Genomic DNA, 18,428 nt, shown 5'->3' on the forward strand with positions numbered 1-18,428 from the left:
CGGCGCTCAGGTCGGGGATCACGGGCTGGAGGATCCCTGTGGCGCTGCCGGTCAGACGGAGCGAGCCCCAGCGGCAAGCTGGGAGCTTCTCTGCTTTGCCGAGGTTCTACCTGGCCCTTCGGAGGGCCGCGCCCAGCCGATCACGAGAGTGTCCGAAGCCATGGACACGCGCCGAAGGCGGCGGTCGCCCTTGTTCTGGTAGACCGAAGCCACTCAGCGCAGTACGGCCGCCAGCAGGTCGGTTCCCAGCGCCGTCAGGTCGGGCAGATTGACGGTGTAGCGGACGTAACGGCCCTGCCGCCGGGCCGTGAGCAGGCCCGCGCGGCGCAGGACAGCGAGGTGGCGGGAGACTTCCGGGGGCGAAAGTTCCCAGGCGTGGGCCAGCTCACCGGTGGTGTGCGGGCCGCGGGCGAGGGTGCGCAGCAGCCGGAGCCGTACCGGATGCGCGAGCGCCTCCAGCCGTAGCGTGACCGTTTCCAGCGATACCGGCTCCGACGGACTCGCCTCGGCGACGGGGTACTGCACCACCGGCTGCCACCCGGGCGCGTGGACCGCCACCAGGTGCGGGCGGCCGAAGACGCTGGGGAGGAAGGTGACCCCCGTGCCGTGGGCGGAGGTCGCACTGTCCTGCAGCTTGTCCACGATGATGCAGTCGCCGTCCGGCGCCAGGGTCACGGCACCGGAGACCGACGCCAGTGCCGCCCCGATGCCCTGGCGCTTCAGCAGGTCGTTCTTCAGACGCAGGTCGGTGGCCAGTCGCACGGCGACGCTCGACCAGGCGGCGTCGAAGAAGGCCTCGGCACACTGTTCGAGGGTGTGACGCACGCGCGCCCGCACGGCGGCCGGGTCCGCGAGCAGCCGTTCCGCGAAGGCCTCCTGGAGCGCGCCGCGGGCCTGGGCCAGGTCCAGGGCCCGCTCGCGCGCCGCCGCGTCGGCGAGCGGCGACGGCGCGGCGAAGTGGACCCGGTTGCTGCCGCACGTGGTGACGAGCGCGGCGGTCACATAGGTTTCGTCGTCGATCCGGTCCACCTCGTCCAGTTCCTCGGCGAGGGTCGGCCGGGGACGGGCCGGGACCAGGAAGTCGGCTCGTGAGGAACGCCAGAGGAACTCCGCCTCTCTGAGCCGCTCGGCCAGCTCCGGACGCAGCCCGGCCCAGACGTCCGCAGCCCAGCCGGCGAGCTGCGGGTGATGCCCGGGCTCGGCCAGCACGTGCAGCATCGCGGTCAGCTCGGCCAGCGGGGAGGCGGCGAACCGCAGTCGCCCGGACGGCGGGCCGCCGATGTCGATCCTCAACGTCACCCCCTCATTCTCGCTGGTCGGACGGCCCACGACCGCGTCGGTTGACGGTGTTCGTCAACCGGTGCGCTCGGCCCGGCGGCCGAACGCACCGTTGACGCCATGGCAACCACCACCAAGATCCAGCCGCGCGCCCTCGTCCGGGCCTCCGGAGGCCCCCGCTATGCCGTCGCCCTGGCGGTGGACGCGCTCGGCACCGGCCTGCTGCGGCCCTTTCTGCTGCTCTACGGGGTGATGGTGCTGAGGCTGTCCGCGTCGGCCACCGGCATCGCCATGACGGCCGGCATCGTCGTGGGTCTGGTGTGCATGCCCGCTGTCGGCCGGTGGCTGGACCGGGGCGCGCGCAGCACGGTCGTGGCGGCGTCGATGCTGGTGCGGGTGCTGGGCGTGGCGCTGCTGCTGGCCGCCCCGGAAGAGCACGTCTGGCCGTTCGCGGCGGCGGCGCTCTTCCTCGGCATCGGCAACCAGGCATGGCCGGCCGCCCACGCCGCCCTCGTGGCCACGGTCGCTCACGGCCGCGAACGCGACGCCGCTCTCGCGGGAGGCCGCGCTCTGCGCAACGCCGGCCTGGGCGTGGGCGCCCTCCTCGCCACCGCATGCCTTGCGGGCGGCGCCACTGCGCTGCAGGTGCTGGCAGCCGTCACCGGGCTCGCCTATCTCGCTGCGGCGGCCTTGGCATGGTCGGTCCACCTGCACACGCATCCGGCCGCTGTTCCGGCCGAGGGCAGGGCCGGCGGGCCCGCACCTCGGATGCGCGCGTTGCTGGCCGCCAACGTGGTCTACGTCTTCTGCCTCAACGTCCCCGAAATCGCGCTGCCTCTGATCCTGGTGACCCAGTTGCACGCGTCCCCGATGTGGTCGGCGGCCATCTTCGTGGCGAACACGGTGCTGGTGGTCACCCTTCAGGTGCCGGTCACCGTCCTGATGTCCCGCTTCTCCCGGCGGACCGTGCTGGCTCTCGCCGGCGTGGTACTCGCCGCGTCCTACCTCGGCTTCCTGGCGGCCACGTCGCTGGGAAACCGCTGGAGTGCCCCGGCCGTCGCCACGGTGTCCGTGGTCTGCACCATCGGCGAGATCATCTATGCCGGCAGCGCAACCGCGCTCGTCACCGCCCTCGCCCCGGCCCCCGTCCTCGGACGCGCCCTCTCCCGCTTCCAGCTCTCCACGGGCTTCGGCCTCGCCGTCTCCCCGGCGGTCATCACCGCGCTCGCCTCCTACGGCGCGTCCGCCCTCTGGGGCGGCCTCTCCGCCGCGACGCTCCTCTCCGCCTCCGCCGTCGCCACCGAAAAGGACCAAGGAACAGGCTCATCGCCTCGGGGGCGAGACGTTCTCCGGCTTCGTGTGCCGGGACTTCGCCATCGGCATCAACCGGGAGAGCCGCCCCCACAGGTGACCGTGATTACGGACGGAGCATAATTGAACACTGATAGTGACCGATAGTCGATCGCCGAAGGAACTCCCGCATGAGGATGGACGACACGTCGCCGCCGGGGGCCGGACCCGGAGTCCGGACGATCCGGCTCACCGTCAACGGCCGCACGCGGGAGCTGCGGATCGAGCCCCGGGTGAGCCTTCTGGACGCGCTGCGCGAGCATCTCGCGCTGACCGGTTCGAAGAAGGGCTGTGACCAGGGGACGTGCGGTGCCTGCACCGTGTGGGTGGACGGCAGCCGGGTGCTGGCCTGCCTGACGCTCGCGATCGCCTGCGAAGGACGTGAGGTCACCACCATCGAGGGCATGTCGGACGGCGACCGCCTGCACCCCATGCAGGAGTCCTTCATCGCCCATGACGCGTTCCAGTGCGGCTACTGCACGCCGGGGCAGATCATGTCCGCGGTCGCGCTGCTGGACGAGGGGCACTCCGCCGACGGCGAGATCGCCGAGTGGATGAGCGGCAACCTCTGCCGGTGCGCGGCCTATCCGAACATCCGGGCCGCGATCCGCGAGGTCCGCGACGCGACGGGCGGTGCGGGACGATGAGGCCCTTCGACTACGCGCGGGCGGCCGATGTCGACACGGCGATCGCGACGGTCTGGAGGAATCCGGGCGGCGCCTTCCTCGCCGGCGGCACGACCCAGGTGGACCTGGTGCGCCAGAACGTGCTGCGGCCGGATCTGCTGGTCGACATCAACGACCTGCCCCTGAACCGCGTCGAGGATCTGCCGGACGGTGGCCTGCGCATCGGCGCGCTGGCACGCATGAGCGACGTGGCGCAGGCGGCCGGGGTGGTGGACAGGTTTCCCCTGGTCTCGCAGGCCCTGCTGCTCGGCGCCTCGGCGCAACTACGGAACATGGCCTCGATGGGGGGCAACCTGTGCCAGCGGGTGCGGTGCGGCTACTTCCGTGATGCCGTGTCGCCGTGCAACAAGCGCGAGCCCGGCAGCGGTTGCGCGGCCATCACCGGCTTCCATCGCGGGCACGCCGTTCTCGGCACGAGCGACAGGTGCATCGCCACCCACCCGTCCGATGTCGCGGTCGCGCTGGTCGCCGTGGACGCGGTGCTGCGCACGCGGGGCCCGGGAGGCGAGCGTTCCGTCCCGATCGACGACTTCTTCCTGCTGCCGGGGGAGACCCCGCAGCGCGAGAATCCGCTGGAGCATGGGGAGCTGATCACGGCGATCGAGGTCCCCGCGGTTCCGGTGGCGCGCCGGTCGGTCTATCTGAAGGTCCGTGACCGTGCGTCCTACGAGTTCGCGCTCGCCTCGGTCGCGGCGGCGGTGGAGATCCGCGACGGCGCCGTCGCGGACGTCCGGCTGGCGCTCGGCGGGATCGCGACCAAGCCGTGGCGCGGGCGCTGGCCGCGGCGGCGCCACGGCCGCTGAACTCCTTCAAGGTCGAGTTGGCGCAGCGGACGATCGTCCGGGCGCTGACGATGCTCACGAACGGGGATGACCGATGAGCGGAGCCGTCGGCCGGGAGGTCGCGCGCGTGGACGGCCGGGAGAAGGTCACCGGCACGGCGCGTTACTCGGGAGAGTTCGCCCTGCCGGACCTGGCGTACGCGCAGATCGTCGGAGCGCGGGTGGCCAGCGGACGCGTCACCTCGATCGACACGACGGCGGCGGAGGAGGCCGGCGGGGTCGCCGCGATCCTGACCCGGTCCGACCTGCCGCGGGTCGCCCGTGTGCCGCTGGTCCCCTCCCTGCTGGGCGCGCCGGCGCCCGGAGAGACGTTCTTCCCGATGCAGGACGATGTGGTGCACTACGCGGGTCAGCCGGTCGCGATCGTCGTGGCCGACAGCCTGGAGCAGGCGCAGCACGTCGCCTCCCTCGTCCAGGTCGAGTACGCCGAGACGCCGTCCGTCACCGTCATCGAGCAGGGCCGCGCCGACGCCTACGAACCGGAGAAGATCTTCGGTGGCTTCATGCCGGCCCAGCTGCGCCGCGGGAACCTCGAGGAAGGATTCTCGGCGGCGGACGTGCACGTCGACACCACGTTCCGGTTCTCCCCCAACCACCATAACGCGCTCGAGCCGCTGACCACCACCGCCGTGTGGGAGGGCGACAGGCTGACGCTGTACGACTCCTGCCAGGGCATCAAGGCCGTGCAGCTGACCGTGGCCGCCCTGCTCGGCCTGTCCCCGTCCAAGATCCGGGTGCTGACCCGGTTCGTGGGCGGCGCGTTCGGGTCCAAGGCGATGGTCTGGCCGCACGTGACCCTCGCCGCGCTGGCGGCCCGGCACGTCCGGCGTCCGGTCCGGCTCACGGTCACGCGTGAGCAGATGTTCACCTCCTGCGGGCACCGCGAGGAGCAGGAGCAGCAGGTCAGGCTCGGGGCGCGGCGGGACGGCACGATCACCGCGATCCGGCACCACAAGATCTCCGTCACCTCGCCGTTCGACGACTGGGCCGAGCCCGCGTTCGGCGCCGCCTCCCAGGTGTACGCCTCTCCCGCCTTCGAGGGCGTGCACCGGCTGGTACGCGGCAACACGATGACGCCCACGTTCACGCGCGGTCCGGGGGAGTCCGCGGGGATGTTCAGCCTCGAATGCGCGATGGACGAGCTCGCCTGCGAACTCGGCATCGACCCGGTCGAACTGCGGATGCGCAACCTCACCGACGTCGACCCGAACACCGGTCATCCCTGGTCCAGCGGCGGACTGGCCGAATGCCTGCGGCGGGGCGCGCAGCGGTTCGGCTGGGACGGCCGCGACCCCCGTCCCGGCGTCCGGCGCGAGGGGAACCGGCTGATCGGGACCGGCATGGCCGTCGCGGCGTACCCGGTGGCCTTCTTCATGCGAACCCAGCGGGCCCGCGCCCGCCTGTACCCCGACTGCACCGCCGTGGTGTCCACCGCCGCCCAGGAATTCGGCACCGGCATGACCACCGTCCTGACCCAGGTCGCCGCCGACGGCCTTGGGATCGACCTGGAAGACGTGCGCCTGGACTACGGCGACACCGACATGCCGACCGCCGGCTCCCCCGTGGGCTCCAACGGCGCGATGATGGTCAGCGCCGCCGTGCACGACGCCGCCATCGCCGTACGCGACCAGATGGTCGCCGCTGCCGTCGGCGACCCCCGGTCACCCCTGCACGGCGCCGACACTGCCGGGATCACCGTCACCGGCGGACGCATGAGCGTCGCCGACGGCACCGGCGAGACCTACGGCGACCTGATGGAACGGCAGATGATGAACGACGCCGAAGCCGTCGGTAGCTGGGACCCGCCGCCGCTGGACACGCCGCACGGGCTGCTGACGTTCGGGGCCCAGTTCGCGGAGGTCGCGGTCGACGCCGACCTCGGTCTCGTCCGGGTCCGGCGCATGACCGCGGCGTTCGCGCCCGGCCGCGTCCTCAACCCCATGACGGCCCGCAGCCAGCTCATGGGCGGCATGCTCTGGGGGATGAGCCAGGCCCTGCTCGAAGGGACCCGCATGGACACGGGCCTCGGCCGCTGGGCCAACGCCAGCCTCGGCGACTACCTCGTGCCCGTCAACGCCGACGCACCCGACATCGAGATCGAACTGGTCGAAGTGGACGACCAGGTCACCGGCCCGCTCGGCGTCAAGGGCGTCGGCGAGATCGGCCAGGTGGGCTCGGGCGGCGCGATCGCCAACGCCGTCCACCACGCCACCGGCCACCGCGTCCGCGAGCTGCCGATCAGCGCCGAACACCTGCTGGCCCACCTGCCGGTCCCGGACGCGTGACCCGGGACCGGACGACCCGCGGCCGGATCCGGCTGGAATGCCTCGTCTGCGGCACCACCTCACCCCTGCCCGAACGGCCCTCTCTGACCACCCCGCCCCACCTGCTGCCCGCGCACACCGCCGAGCGGCACTGGAATCTGGCCGCCCAGCCCTGGTCGGGCCTGGGCGGCGCGCTGCTCACCGCGGTCGTGTTCTTCGCCCTCGCCCTCGGCACCGGCAGCGCGACGACATCGCTGGTGGTTCTCGGCCCGCTGGCCACGTTCGCGCTGCCCGCCGTCGCCATGATGGCGTTCTGGTGGAACGACTGGCCCGGCTCCCGGCTGTCCACACCATGGACGGGCCTGATCGACACCGCCCTGCTCGCGGCCGCCGCCGTGGTGCTGACGTTCGCCGGGCAGGCCGTCGTCGAGGACTCCGACCCGCGCGGGATCTTCCAGGCCGAGCCCGGGCCCGCCGTCCCGGCCACGTTCCCCGCGACGCTCCCCCTGGCCGCCGCGGTGTTCACCGCCATGCTCCAGCTGACTCTGGTCAGCGAGCGGTGGCCGCTGGCCGCCCTGGGCCGGCTCCTCTCAGGCGTCGCCGCGCTCGCGCTCACCTGGGCGGTCGGGACCGGCGCGTATCTCCTGCTCGTCAACCACCACGCCGTCCCGGCCGCGGACCGGACCGCCGCCGGGCTCCGCGATCCCGGCGGCCCCATCGCCGCCGCCGACTTCGGGTCGGCGCTCGTCGCGGTCGGGGTCTGGCAGACGGTGATCTTCATCGCCCTGCGCGGCTGGCCCGTCAACGTCCTCGCCCCGCGCGCGCCGCGCCTGCTCGCGGGCAACGCCCTCGTCATCGTCTCCGGAACCCTCACCTACCTGGCGCTCCGCGAGCTCGCCGGGTGGGAACCGGCGGCCATCAGCGCCGCCTGCGGCTGCGTGATCAGCGCCGCCCTCATCGTCGCGATGCTGTTCGACGGGTGGCCCGCCGCTCACCTGCCGCCCGTACCGAACCGCTGCCTCACCCTCGTCCTCGTCGCGCTGGTCGCGCTCGTTCTCGACCGCGCCCTCACCGCCTACGCCGACGGCACGGACTGGACGCGAGCCACCGCCGACGACTGGGTCACCACGGCCGCACTCAGCTTCCTCGGCACCGGCATCATCCTGCACGTGGGCGTGGGACTCCGCTGGCCCTTCGCCCCGAAGCAGGACCGCTAGGCCGGCTCCGCCGGCGCGGGGCCCAGCGCGCGGACGGCGAAGTCGATCGCGGTGGCCAGCCGCCGCGGGTCATGTCCGGCGCGTTCCCGGACCCGCAGTCCCAGCACCGTGGTGAACAGCATCTCCACGGCCGCGTCGAGATCGAGTTCGGCGCGCAGCTCGCCGTTGCGACGCCCCTCGTCCAGCAGTGACCGCAATGCCCGCCGGGTGACCTCGAAGGCCGCCTCCGTCCGCGCGCTGACCTCGGTGTCCGTGGTGCCCAGTTCGGTGGCGGTGTTCACCACCAGGCAGCCTGGGCCGGGTTCGGCGCCGGCGGTGCAGCCCACCAGCCACAGCAGCCAGTCCCGCAGCCCGTCGCGGACCGGCCGGCCGGCGGTCGCCAGCCGTTCCCTGGCCTGGGCGGACTCGGTCGCGCGGTAGTGGTCGAGGGCGCGCAGGAACAGCGTGTGCTTGTCCTCGAACGTCCGGTAGAGGCTGCTGGGCGTGAGGTGCAGTTCGGCGCCCAGGTCACGGACCGAAGTGGCGTTGTAGCCGCGACGCCAGAACAGGTCGGTCGCCTGGGCGACCGCCTCCTGCTCGTCGAACTGCCGAGGTCGTGCCATGCGCCCACCCTAGCCGACTTGTGGAGCGATCGCTCCCATACTAGGGTCCGACCCAGTATTTGGGAGCGATCGCTCCCAAATGGATTCCTGGGGAGGTCGACGTGACGAGTACCGAGCGGACCGCCCGCGCCGTACGGCAGGAGCCGGAGCCAAGCCGCTGGGCGGCCGTGGCGGCGGTGGCGCTGGGCACGTTCCTGTTGGTCACCGCCGAACAACTGCCCATCGGCCTGCTCACCGAGGTGGGCTCGGCGCTGCGGGTGTCCGAAGCCACGGCCGGACTGATGGTGACCGTGCCCAGCCTCGTCGCGGCGATCGCGGCCCCGGTGGTCCCGGCGCTGGTCGGCGGGCTGGACCGGCGGCTGCTGCTACTCGGCCTGATGGGGTTGATGACCTGCGCCAACCTGACGTCCGCGCTGGCGCCGAACTTCGGCGTGCTGGTGTCGTCCCGCGTGGTGGTCGGGGTGGCGATCGGCGGGTTCTGGGCGGTCGCGGGCGGGCTGGCGGTCCGGCTGGTGAACGAGGCGCACGTGCCGCGCGCCACCGCGATCATCTTCGGCGGGGTCGGCGCGGCGAACGTGTTCGGCGTGCCCATCGGCACGGTGGTCGGCGGCTTGACCGGGTGGCGGATCGCGTTCGCGTCGCTCAGCGCGCTGGCGCTGGTCGCGCTGGCCGCACTGCTCAGCGTGCTGCCCCCGCTGGCCGCCTCCCAGGTGATGAGCCCGCGCCTGCTGGCCCGGCAGCTGCGCAACCCCGGCGTCCGGGTCGGCATACTGGCCACCTTCCTCGTGGTGACCGGTCATTTCGCGGCCTACACCTTCGTCAGCCCGGCCCTGCAGCGGCTGTCCGGGATCGACGCGCGGCTGGTCGGGCCGCTGCTGTTCGGGTTCGGAATCGCGGGCATGATCGGCAACTTCGCCGCCGGGGCGGCACTGGCCCGCCGGACGCACCGCACCGTGCAGGTGATCACCCTGACCCTTGCCGTCGCGATGCCGCTGTTCCTGCTTCTGGGCCGGGGCACGGTCGGCGGCATCGCGCTGCTGGTCGTGTGGGGCCTGGCCTACGGTGGGGTGTCGGTCGGACTGCAGACCTGGATGATCAAGGCCGCGCCGCGCGCGGTGGAGCCGGCCTCCGCGCTGTGGGTGGCGGTGTTCAACCTGTCGATCGGCCTGGGCGCGCTGGTCGGCGGCGTCGCCCTCGACTCGCTCGGCCTGTCGGGCGTGCTGTGGCTCGGCGGCGCCGCCGCTCTGGTCGCGGCGCTGGCGGTGTCGACCGCACGAGGCCACGCCGACCTGCGCTGACCGGAGGCCACTCCGGCACCGCACCCCGCCCGCCGTCCGGGCGGCCGACCGAACCCGGCCCCACGGCCGCCGCCTTGCGTGAACTGCACACCGATCGCACCGCTGCGACGGGCCGGGTTCCGTTTCACTGATCTGTTGTCTCCCCGGCCGGCCGCCCGTAGAGGGTGGCGGTCCAGGTGTCGGTGAGGACGTCGACGAGGGTGTCCTCGTCGTCGAAGGGCGGGATCCCGGCTGCGGCCAGATAGTAGAGCCGCTCACCGTGCCAGGTCAGTGATGCGGCGACAGCGCGCACGTTCATGCCGGAGAGTCGTCGCAGGGCCTGCGGGTCGGACTGGATACGCGCCACGGCGGCGTCGGTGAACAGGTCCATCTGTTCAAGCCAGAGAGCTCGCAGGTCGGGGTCGGAGGCCCAGTTCTCCACGATCGCCATGAGGACGCCCGCGTTCTCGCGCCACAGCCGGGCGCCTTCCTGGGTCCCCGCCCGCAGTGCGGTGACCGGGTCCTGCCGTCCGTCGGTCCAGGGATGGGCCGCCTGCCGGCCCTGCGCCACGGCCCGGCGTACCAGCTCGGCCAGCACGGCCTGCTTGTTGGGGAAGTAGAAGTAGAAGCTGGCGCGGGACACCCCGGCGGCGGTCAGGATGTCGGCCACGCTGAGGCCGTCGAACCGGCGCTCCCGCAGCAGCTCGCGCGTCGCGGACAGGATCTGTTCCCCGGGTGGGCCGGAGGTGGGCGGGGTGTCGGATCGGCGAGCGGGCCGGGAGGAGCGCTTGGCGGACATGAGGGCATCATACGCGATGTCTATACACAGTGTCCGTACAACGTGTATGGTCCCGGTTCATGGCAGAGATAGCGATCCATTTGGTCGTCACCGATCCCGACCAGGCCGCCGCCTGGTACGCCGAGGCGTTGGGCGCGCGCGAGACGAGCCGCGTAGCGATTCCCGGCGGGGCGACGCTGACCGTCGAACTGCGGCTCAGCGGCACGGTGCTGGCGGTGGCGGGAGAGATGCCCGAACGCGGCATGCGCTCACCGGCGAGCCTCGGCGGCACGCCCGCCGCACTGCATGTCCCCGTCTCCGACGTCGACGCGGCCTGGGCGCGGGCGACGGCGGCCGGAGCCACGGTCTTCGAGCCGGTGCACGACGCGTTCTGGGGTGATCGCACCGGCCAGTTCCTGGATCCGTTCGGGCACCGGTGGGCGCTGGACCAGCACGTGCGCGACGTGCCGCACGAGGAGGTCGTCGCGCAGGCCGCGCAGCTGTTCTCCGGGTCGGGGAAGGCGTGAGATATCGGACGCTGGGCGCCAGCGGCCTCCGGGTGTCCGAGGCGATCCTGGGTGCGATGACCTTCGGTGAGCACGGCGGCGTGGGCGCGCCCCTGCCCGAGTGCCGCCGGATGCTCGACCAGTACGCCGAAGCCGGCGGAAACATGATCGACACCGCGGTGAACTATCGCGACGGGGCCAGCGAGGAGTTCCTCGGCGAACTCCTGGAAGGCCGGCGGGACTCGTTCGTGCTCGGTACCAAGTACACCGTCTCCCGCGACCGCGACGACCCGAACGCCGCAGGCAACCAGCGCAAGAACCTGCGCGCCTCGCTGGAGACCAGCCTGCGCCGGCTGCGCACCGACTACCTCGACGTGTACTGGGTGCACATGTGGGACCGGCACACGCCGGTCGAGGAGACCATGCGCGCGCTCGACGACGCGGTTCAGGCCGGCAAGGTGCTGTACGTGGGGATCTCCGACACCCCCGCCTGGGTCGTCGCGCACGCCAACACACTGGCCCAGTGCCGCGGCTGGAGCCGGTTCATCGCCCTCCAGGTCCCCTACAGCCTGCTGAAGCGCGACATCGAGCGAGACCTGCTGCCGATGGCCGAGACGCTCGGACTCGCCGTCACGGCGTGGAGCCCGCTGGCCGGCGGGGTGCTGTCGGGAAAGTACACCCGCTCGGGGACTGCCAGTGGCCGGCTCGCCGGCGCATCGCTCTCGGACGGCGACCACGCCGTCGCCCGCGTCGTCGCAGAGGTCGCCGACGAGCTGGGAGCCACGCCGGCGCAGGTGGCGATCGCCTGGACGATGAGCCGTTCGCCCATCGTCCATCCCATCATCGGGGCACGCACCAGTGATCAGTTGCGCGACAACCTCGCCGCACTCGATCTCACCCTCCCGCCCGAGATCGTCGCTCGACTGACCGAGGCCACCGAGTTCACGCCCGGGTTCCCGAACGACTTCATCGCCGAAACCTCTCCCTGGGTCTTCGGCGCCGCGCTCCCCACCCCCGGAAGACCGCAGGAGTAGGGCCCGGCTGACGCACGCGTCCACTGGATCGCGAGGGGGAGGAATCCGGCGCAGCCGATGGTCAGTTCAGTCGGCGCTGAGCCCTGGGCGCCTATTCATCAGTGCCGCCGGGGTGGACGGGGTCGGTCCCGGTTTCGATTCGGTAGCCGACGCCGGGCACCGTGGCGATGAGCCAGGGTTCGCCGAGTCGTTTGCGCAGGGCGGAGACGGTGATGCGGACGGCGTTGGTGAACGGGTCGGCGTTGGCGTCCCAGGCCCGCTCCAGGAGCTCTTCGGCGCTGACGACACCGCCGTCGGCGGCGACGAGGACGTCGAGCACGGCGAACTGCTTGCGGGTGAGCGCGACGTAGCGTCCGTCGCGGTAGACCTCCCGGCGGAAGGGGTCCAGCCGCAGGTCCGCGATCTCGCGGACCGGGGGGCGGGCGTGCGCGCGCCTGCGGTCCAGCGCACGCAGCCGCATGACGAGCTCTCGAAGCTCGAACGGTTTGGTGAGGTAGTCGTCGGCGCCGAGCTCGAACCCCGAGGCCTTGTCGTCGATCCGATCGGCGGCGGTGAGCATGAGGATGGGGATGCCGCTGCCGGAGGCCACGATCCACCGGGCGACCTCGTCGCCGGAGGGACCGGGGATGTCGCGGTCCAGGACCGCCAGGTCGTAGGAGTTGACGCTGAGCAGTTCCAGGGCGGAGTCGCCGTCGCCGGCGATGTCGGCGGCGATCGCCTCCAGCCGCAGACCGTCACGGACGGCTTCGGCCAGGTAGGGCTCGTCCTCAACGACCAGCACGCGCATACCTGAAGGCTAGGCGGGACGGCATATCGCCGACATATGCAAAGCCGGGCCGCCACCGAGAGCACGATCACCGAGCCTTACCTTCACCTGTGGCTTGGGTGAACCGGAGGAGGTTTCCGGAGGGGTCGAGGAAGGCGCAGTCGCGGATTCCCGGACGGTCGATCGGTTCCTGCATCACCTCGGTGCCCGCGGCCTCCAGGCGCTCGAAGACGGCGTCGCAGTCGTCGGTCGCGAAGACGAGGCGGTGCACGAGGTCGTCCGCGACCGTCCTGCGCTCGGCCGACGGGTCCGCGGGGCGTGGCACGAGGAAGATCCGCATGTCCGGCTGCCGTGGCGGTGCGACGGCTGGTGCCTCCAGGGAGGCGGCGTTGTCGTTCACCTCGAAGCCGAGCACGTCCCGGTAGAAGGCGAGCGCCTGTTCGAGGTCGTCGACGGCCAGGGCGCAGGACGAGAGCCGCAAGCTCAAGCTCGCGGCGTGAATCGGCCGAAGGTCGTCGCCCGTCACTGCTCCACCGAGTGGGAGGGCAGGAAGACGACATCGAGGGCGCGGAGCCGGTCGGGGTCGGTATCGACGCTGATGCTGGTGATCTGGCCGTCTTCGACGGTGAATGTGATGACGGCTCTGTTCACGCCCTGGTGGGCCCAGACGGCCGCGGGCTCCCCGTCGACGAGGGCGAGGCGTGCGGCCTGGGCGCGGCCCGTGAAGAAGGACGCCACGGCTTCGGCGCCGCGGGACTCGCCGACGATCACCGCGTCGGGATCGAGGAGGTCGAGCAGGGCGTGGAAATCGCCGCCGCGCGCCGCCGCGAGGAACGCCGCGACGATCTCCCGTTTCGCGGAACGCGCGGCGCCGGACGCCCCGGCGGCGCCCTGCACACGCCGCCGTGCCCGGCTGGCGAGCTGCCGGGCCGCCGCCGGTGACCGGTCGATGATGGAGCCGATCTCCCCGAACGACACCGCGAAGACGTCGTGCAGGACGAACGCGAGCCGCTCGGCGGGCGTCAGCGTGTCCAGCACCACCGTCAGCGCGACGCCCACCGAGTCGGCCAGCAGCGCCTCGTCCTCGGGATCGGCCTCGCCGACCGGATGGACGCGCGCCTGAGGCGTCCTCGGCTCGGGCGGCAGTGCCCCGGTGGCGTCCTCACGTCTGCTCCGGCGCGCCTCCAACTGGTTCAGACACACCCGCGCGACGACGGTCGTCAGCCACCCGGCGGGGTTCTCCACCTGACCGGTGTCGGCGCGGCTGACCCGAGCCCAGGCCTCCTGCACCGCGTCCTCGGCCTCGCTCCGCGAGCCCAGCATCCGGTACGCCACCGCCTGCAGGTGCCGTTGGTGTTCGGCGAACCGCGCGCTCAGCCAATCCTGCTCGGCCATCTGTCACACTCCCGCGAAAGTCCCTGTCATACGAAGTGACCGGCGCGATCGCGCCGATGTGACATCCGGGCCCGGCTGTCCTCCCCGCCGCATCCGGCGGACCACTCGCACATGAAGGAGACGACCATGAAGGCTCACGTCAGTTCCATCCTTCTCGGCGTCCGGGACTTGGACCGGGCCAAGCGGTTCTACACCGACGGACTGGGCTGGACGATCAAGGACGACTGGGGCATCTCGGTGTTCTTCGAATCGGACGGCGCCTCGCCCGTCGGCTTCTACGGCCGCAAGGGCCTGGCCGACCAGGTCGGCACCAGCCCGGACGGCAGCGGTTTCGGCGGCGTGGTCCTGACCTACGTCGTCCGCAGCCGGGCGCGGGTCGACGAGGTCATGGCGGAGGCCGAGAAGGCCGGCGCCACGATCCTCAAGCCCGCCGGTCCCCTGCCCTGGGGAGGCTACGGCGGCACCTTCGCCGACCCTGAGGGCCACATCTGGAGCCTCGGCCACAGCGATCAGGGCGAGGACCAGCCCTACGCCGAGTAGCGCGAGCCATCACGTGCCCGGGCACCCGCCACGGGCACTCCAGAAAGCCGATCCCGGTACCGCGCACCCGTGAGGAGAACACCGTGTCACCGCAGATGAGCGCCGTCATGCTCGGCGTCGACGACCTGGACCGCGCCAAGCGGTTCTACGCCGAAGGCCTGGGCTGCGAGATCGACAAGGACACCCGCCACTTCGTCTCGTTCCACCTGGGGGAGGGCTCACCGCAGCTCGCCCTCTACGAGTGGGACGCCGCGGCCGAGGACGCCGGCGTCCCGCCCGAGGGATCCGGATTCCGAGGGGCCTCCTTCCACCTGAACCCCGACTCGCGGGACGCGGTCGACGAGACGATGCGCAAGGCCGTCGCGGCCGGCGGCAGCGTGGTCAGGGAAGCGGCCCCCGCCCCGTGGGGCGGCTACTTCGGCTACTTCGCCGACCCCGACGGGTACCTGTGGAAGGTCACCACCTACGCCTCGTGATCGCCGGAACTCAGCACGGGCCCGGTCGGCACGGCCGGGCCCGCGCGTCCACGGCGATCCGGCATGACAGAAGGGGCAGATCATGAAGTTCCGCACCGTGGTCGAACCTCCGGAGCCCATGCGCGGCCTGGAGGTCCCCGCCGAGGTCGTGGAGGAACTCGGCGGAGGCGCGCGACCGAGGGTGACGATCACCATCAACGGACACTCGTGGCAGAGCAGGGTGGCCATCATGCGCGGCCGCCACCTGCTCGGCCTCAGCAACGCCAACCGGCGGGCCGCGGATGTCGCGACCGGCGACGAGGTCGAGGTGGAGCTGGAGCTCGACACCGAACCGCGCGTCGTCGTCGAACCCGCGGACTTCGTCCGGGCCCTGGACGACGACCCCGTCGCCCGCGCCGCCTACGACGGTCTCTCGGACAGCCGCAGGCGCGAGCACGTGCGCGCCATCGAGAGCGCGAAGAGGCCCGAGACGCGTCGGCGGCGTATCGAGAAGGCCATCGCCACCCTGCGGGCCTGAAACCGGAAGCGGGAGTCCGCCGGCGGAGGAATCGCCGCGCGGACGCCTGACCCTGCCCGACTTCCCCGGAAGGAACGAAAGATGTTGAAGCGGCTCACGACCGGTCTGTACTGGTTTCTGGCCTTGGAATTCGCGCTGGGCGCCGTGACCAAGTACTGGCCGGGCGACACGTTCGTCAGCTCGGCGTACTCGGTGAAGTTCGTTGACTGGGGTTACCCGTCCTGGATGCGCTTCGTGGTCGGCGCCCTGGAGGGTGCAGCCGCCGTCCTGCTGGTGATCCCCGACAAGCGAACACGCTTCGTCGGTGCCACGACGCTGGTGCTCGTGCTCACCGGCGCGGTCACCACCCACATCGTCAATCACGACCCGGCCGTGGAGAGCTGGGCCGCGCCGACCCACTTCGTCATCATGGGCGTCATCGCTCTGGCCAACTGGCCCGCCGACTGGCGAGATCTCCTGCGGAGCCCCACGCCGTCACAGACTGATCATCATGTCCAGCCAACGAACTGACGGGGGTGGCACCTTCAAGGGAACCCTTCACCGGCCTGGGCCCGAAGGGCCGCGCGGTCAGGGCGCCGGGAGTCTGCGGACGGCCACGCCGATGAACCGGTCGGCGGGGACGAATCCGTAGTCGCGGGAATCCCAGCTGGTGGGCGCGTTGTCGCCCAGCACGACGAGGGCACCCGGCGGCACGGTCGTCTCCCGCGTCTCCCGCAGGCACGGCACCCGGTCCACCGGGACGGGATCACCGGCCACCGCGATCGCCCGCTTGACGAGCAGGAGCCCGTCCGGGTGGACCCGCATGACCGGGGTCTCCTCGTCCGGGGCGGGGGCATCGGGGGGCGGCGCGTCCAGCGTCGGCGGCTGGATCCGCACCACCACGATCTGGCCCGCGCGCACCCGCCGGGTCCGGCGGACGAGGAGCCGGTCGCCGGAGTGGAGCGTCGGCTCCATGCTGGGTCCGTCGACCGTGGTGATCAGGTACCGCAGGCGCACCCAGCCGGTGAGGGCGCCGGACACCAGGAGCACGCCTGCCGCGGCGGCGAGCCACATCATCCGATGTCCTCGGAAGGCCGCGGAGCCTCCTGGTATCCGGCCGCCTGCAGCCGGAACAGGCGGGCGTAGTGGCCGCCCGCCGCCAGCAGCGTCTCGTGCGTGCCGAGCTCGGCCACGCGCCCGCCGTCGAGGATCGCGATGAGCCCGGCGTCCCGTACGGCGCTGAGCCGATGCGAGATCAGCAGGCTGGTCCCGCCGGACCGGTGGAGGCGCATCTGGGCGTGGACCTCGTGCTCGGCCTCGGGGTCGAGACCGGAGCTGGGCTCGTCCAGGATCATCAGGTCCCGGCCGTCGCGGACGAAGGCACGGGCCAGCGCGAGGCGCTGCCACTGGCCGCCGGACAGCACCACCCCGGTGCCGGCGTCGTCCTTGTCCGCCTCGGAGAAGAACATCCGGGTCAGCAGGGTGTCATAGCCGTTGGGCAGCCCGGCGAGCTTGTCGTGGACGCCCGCGCGGGCGGCCGCCCCCTGGACCGCCTCCGGCCGGTCGAGCGCCCGGAGGTCGCCGACCGCGATGTTCTCCCTCGCGGTCATGTCGTAGTTCATGTGGTCCTGGAACACCGCGCTGATGCGCTCGCGCAGCGCGTGCGGCGGTATGTCCCGCAGGTCGACGCCGTCCCACAGGATCCGCCCGCGGGTCGGGTCGTACATGCGGCAGAGCAGTTTGACCAGCGTGCTCTTGCCCGCGCCGTTCAGGCCGACCAGCGCGACGGCCCAGCCGTGCGGGATCGTCAGGTCTACGCCGCGCAGCACCCAGGGGTGGTCGTCGCTGTAGCGGAACCACACGTCCTGGAATTCGATGCCCCGCCGCAGTCGCGGTGCCTCGCCCGTCGCGGCGCTCGGCAGGTCCGGTTCCGCGCGGGTCACCGCGACGTAGTGCGTGAACACGAGCAGGCGGCCGTGGGCGGTGGCGATGGAGGACGTCAGCAGGGTCAGGGCCGCCTGGACGCCGCCGACCGCGGCGACGAACATGGTGATGTCCCCGACGCCGAGCGTGCCGTGCCGTGCCGCCGTGATCGCCCACCACAGGCCGCCGCCCGCCACCGCGGCGCTCAGCGCGGTGAGCCCGCCCTGGACGGCCAGTTCGCGCCGGCTCATCCGTTGCTCGGCCCGGTTGCCGCGACGGCGTTCGGACATCATCCGGGCGCGCAGGAAGGCGCCGATGCCGAACAGCCGGATCTCGGTGGCCGCCTCCACGTCCGTCAGCAGGCGGCTGTAGAAGAACTCGCGGCGGTGGGTCTGCTCGGTCGTCCACTGCATGGTCGCCCGGCTCCGCGACAGCAGGAGTTCGGCGATCAGTGCCGGTACGGCGGCCAGCAGCACCAGCCCCGTCATCTGCGGGCTGATCACCAGAAGCGAGGTGAGGAAGCCGATGAGGGACAGCGCGCCGCGCGCGGTGCCGCAGACGGCGTCGACCAGGTACCCGGCGCTGCCGGCCGCCTCCTGCGCCAGGCGCAGCCGGTCCAGGAAGACCGGATCCTCGAACCGGCGGAGCCCGACCTGGCGTTCGGTCGCGGCGAACAGCCGGTCGGTCGCCCGGACTCCGGCGGCCCGGCCGCCCTGGTCGCGCAGGTACTTGCCGATCCCGGGCAGGGCTGCGGCGGCCAGACCTGCCGCCACCAGGGCGGCGGCCGGGCCCGCGACCGAACCCTGAGACGTCGCCAGCCGGTCGACCACCGTCTTCATCAGCCATGCGGTCGCGACCGGCGCGGCGGCCTCGGCCAGGGTGATCAGCAGGTAGCCGGACACGCCGCCGGGCGCGGACCGCCAGACGAGCGCGGCCGCCTCGGTCCCGGCGGCGGCCACTCCGCGGACGGGGGGACGTCCGCTCACGCGCCCGCCCCCC

The 18,428-nt window shown here is 72.2% G+C and carries 20 protein-coding genes; 12 read left to right on the forward strand and 8 right to left on the reverse strand.

Annotated elements, in window-relative coordinates:
* Nucleotides 1-213: 213 nt before the first annotated feature.
* On the reverse strand, nt 214-1,299 hold the full coding sequence (locus tag BJ999_RS01125) for a helix-turn-helix domain-containing protein (RefSeq protein WP_179831509.1): 1,086 nt from the start codon (nt 1,297-1,299) through the stop codon (nt 214-216).
* Between the two features lie 99 nt (nt 1,300-1,398).
* Here BJ999_RS01125 and BJ999_RS01130 point away from each other — a divergent pair, with 99 nt between their 5' ends.
* The 5 genes from BJ999_RS01130 (at nt 1,399) to BJ999_RS01150 (ending at nt 7,636) form a co-directional block, all read left to right on the forward strand.
* Complete coding sequence (locus BJ999_RS01130; RefSeq protein ID WP_218934890.1) at nt 1,399-2,712, forward strand: MFS transporter; 1,314 nt, start codon at nt 1,399-1,401, stop codon at nt 2,710-2,712.
* 47 nt (nt 2,713-2,759) lie between these two features.
* Nucleotides 2,760-3,275, forward strand: coding sequence for a (2Fe-2S)-binding protein (locus BJ999_RS01135; RefSeq protein WP_179831510.1), 516 nt, complete (start codon nt 2,760-2,762; stop codon nt 3,273-3,275).
* Nucleotides 3,272-4,117: an FAD binding domain-containing protein gene (locus BJ999_RS01140; RefSeq protein WP_373292687.1), complete on the forward strand. Its 846-nt coding sequence runs from the start codon at nt 3,272-3,274 to the stop codon at nt 4,115-4,117. The genes BJ999_RS01135 and BJ999_RS01140 overlap by 4 nt, the downstream gene beginning before the upstream one ends.
* A gap of 73 nt (nt 4,118-4,190) precedes the next feature.
* Nucleotides 4,191-6,440 carry a xanthine dehydrogenase family protein molybdopterin-binding subunit gene (locus BJ999_RS01145; protein WP_179831511.1) on the forward strand — a complete coding sequence of 750 codons (2,250 nt, stop codon included), beginning with the start codon at nt 4,191-4,193 and terminating at the stop codon, nt 6,438-6,440.
* Complete coding sequence (locus tag BJ999_RS01150; RefSeq protein ID WP_179831512.1) at nt 6,437-7,636, forward strand: hypothetical protein; 1,200 nt, start codon at nt 6,437-6,439, stop codon at nt 7,634-7,636. Before BJ999_RS01145 ends, BJ999_RS01150 begins: the two co-directional genes overlap by 4 nt.
* Here BJ999_RS01150 and BJ999_RS01155 read toward each other — a convergent pair.
* Nucleotides 7,633-8,238 (reverse strand): TetR/AcrR family transcriptional regulator, encoded by a 606-nt coding sequence (locus tag BJ999_RS01155; protein WP_179831513.1) that lies wholly within the window; start codon nt 8,236-8,238, stop codon nt 7,633-7,635. The genes BJ999_RS01150 and BJ999_RS01155 overlap by 4 nt on opposite strands.
* A gap of 101 nt (nt 8,239-8,339) precedes the next feature.
* Here BJ999_RS01155 and BJ999_RS01160 point away from each other — a divergent pair, with 101 nt between their 5' ends.
* Nucleotides 8,340-9,536 (forward strand): MFS transporter, encoded by a 1,197-nt coding sequence (locus tag BJ999_RS01160; RefSeq protein WP_179831514.1) that lies wholly within the window; start codon nt 8,340-8,342, stop codon nt 9,534-9,536.
* A gap of 124 nt (nt 9,537-9,660) precedes the next feature.
* Here the strand turns inward: BJ999_RS01160 and BJ999_RS01165 are convergent, their stop codons facing one another.
* On the reverse strand, nt 9,661-10,314 hold the full coding sequence (locus BJ999_RS01165) for a TetR/AcrR family transcriptional regulator (protein WP_179831515.1): 654 nt from the start codon (nt 10,312-10,314) through the stop codon (nt 9,661-9,663).
* 59 nt (nt 10,315-10,373) lie between these two features.
* Between BJ999_RS01165 and BJ999_RS01170 the strand changes: the two genes are divergently transcribed.
* The gene (locus BJ999_RS01170) at nt 10,374-10,820 is read left to right on the forward strand and encodes a VOC family protein (RefSeq protein ID WP_179831516.1); all 447 of its coding nucleotides are present in this window, start codon (nt 10,374-10,376) and stop codon (nt 10,818-10,820) included.
* Nucleotides 10,817-11,833, forward strand: coding sequence for an aldo/keto reductase (locus tag BJ999_RS01175; RefSeq protein WP_179831517.1), 1,017 nt, complete (start codon nt 10,817-10,819; stop codon nt 11,831-11,833). The genes BJ999_RS01170 and BJ999_RS01175 overlap by 4 nt, the downstream gene beginning before the upstream one ends.
* A 91-nt stretch (nt 11,834-11,924) precedes the next feature.
* Here BJ999_RS01175 and BJ999_RS01180 read toward each other — a convergent pair whose 3' ends face one another.
* The 3 genes from BJ999_RS01180 to BJ999_RS01190 form a co-directional block, all read right to left on the reverse strand.
* Nucleotides 11,925-12,620 carry a response regulator transcription factor gene (locus tag BJ999_RS01180; RefSeq protein ID WP_179831518.1) on the reverse strand — a complete coding sequence of 232 codons (696 nt, stop codon included), beginning with the start codon at nt 12,618-12,620 and terminating at the stop codon, nt 11,925-11,927.
* Between the two features lie 67 nt (nt 12,621-12,687).
* Nucleotides 12,688-13,086: a VOC family protein gene (locus BJ999_RS01185; protein WP_179831519.1), complete on the reverse strand. Its 399-nt coding sequence runs from the start codon at nt 13,084-13,086 to the stop codon at nt 12,688-12,690.
* 35 nt (nt 13,087-13,121) lie between these two features.
* Complete coding sequence (locus tag BJ999_RS01190) at nt 13,122-13,994, reverse strand: sigma-70 family RNA polymerase sigma factor (RefSeq protein ID WP_179831520.1); 873 nt, start codon at nt 13,992-13,994, stop codon at nt 13,122-13,124.
* Between the two features lie 126 nt (nt 13,995-14,120).
* On the opposite strand from BJ999_RS01190, the gene BJ999_RS01195 reads away from it, so the two are divergent.
* The 4 genes from BJ999_RS01195 (at nt 14,121) to BJ999_RS01210 (ending at nt 16,037) form a co-directional block, all read left to right on the forward strand.
* A complete protein-coding gene (locus BJ999_RS01195) occupies nt 14,121-14,534 on the forward strand; it encodes a VOC family protein (protein ID WP_179831521.1) in 414 nt (137 codons plus the stop codon).
* Nucleotides 14,535-14,617: 83 nt separating this feature from the next.
* Nucleotides 14,618-15,010 carry a VOC family protein gene (locus BJ999_RS01200; protein WP_179831522.1) on the forward strand — a complete coding sequence of 131 codons (393 nt, stop codon included), beginning with the start codon at nt 14,618-14,620 and terminating at the stop codon, nt 15,008-15,010.
* Nucleotides 15,011-15,092: 82 nt separating this feature from the next.
* Nucleotides 15,093-15,527, forward strand: coding sequence for a YdeI/OmpD-associated family protein (locus BJ999_RS01205; protein ID WP_179831523.1), 435 nt, complete (start codon nt 15,093-15,095; stop codon nt 15,525-15,527).
* An 81-nt stretch (nt 15,528-15,608) separates the two neighbouring features.
* Nucleotides 15,609-16,037, forward strand: coding sequence for a DoxX family protein (locus tag BJ999_RS01210; RefSeq protein ID WP_179831524.1), 429 nt, complete (start codon nt 15,609-15,611; stop codon nt 16,035-16,037).
* Between the two features lie 57 nt (nt 16,038-16,094).
* On the opposite strand, the gene BJ999_RS01215 is transcribed toward BJ999_RS01210, so the two are convergent.
* Together BJ999_RS01215 and BJ999_RS01220 are read right to left on the reverse strand one after the other, a co-directional pair.
* Nucleotides 16,095-16,583 (reverse strand): S26 family signal peptidase, encoded by a 489-nt coding sequence (locus BJ999_RS01215; RefSeq protein ID WP_179831525.1) that lies wholly within the window; start codon nt 16,581-16,583, stop codon nt 16,095-16,097.
* Complete coding sequence (locus BJ999_RS01220) at nt 16,580-18,415, reverse strand: ATP-binding cassette domain-containing protein (protein WP_179831526.1); 1,836 nt, start codon at nt 18,413-18,415, stop codon at nt 16,580-16,582. The genes BJ999_RS01215 and BJ999_RS01220 overlap by 4 nt, the downstream gene beginning before the upstream one ends.
* Nucleotides 18,416-18,428: the final 13 nt, after the last annotated feature.

Origin of the sequence: Actinomadura citrea, assembly GCF_013409045.1 — a bacterium.
Classification (GTDB): domain Bacteria; phylum Actinomycetota; class Actinomycetes; order Streptosporangiales; family Streptosporangiaceae; genus Spirillospora; species Spirillospora citrea.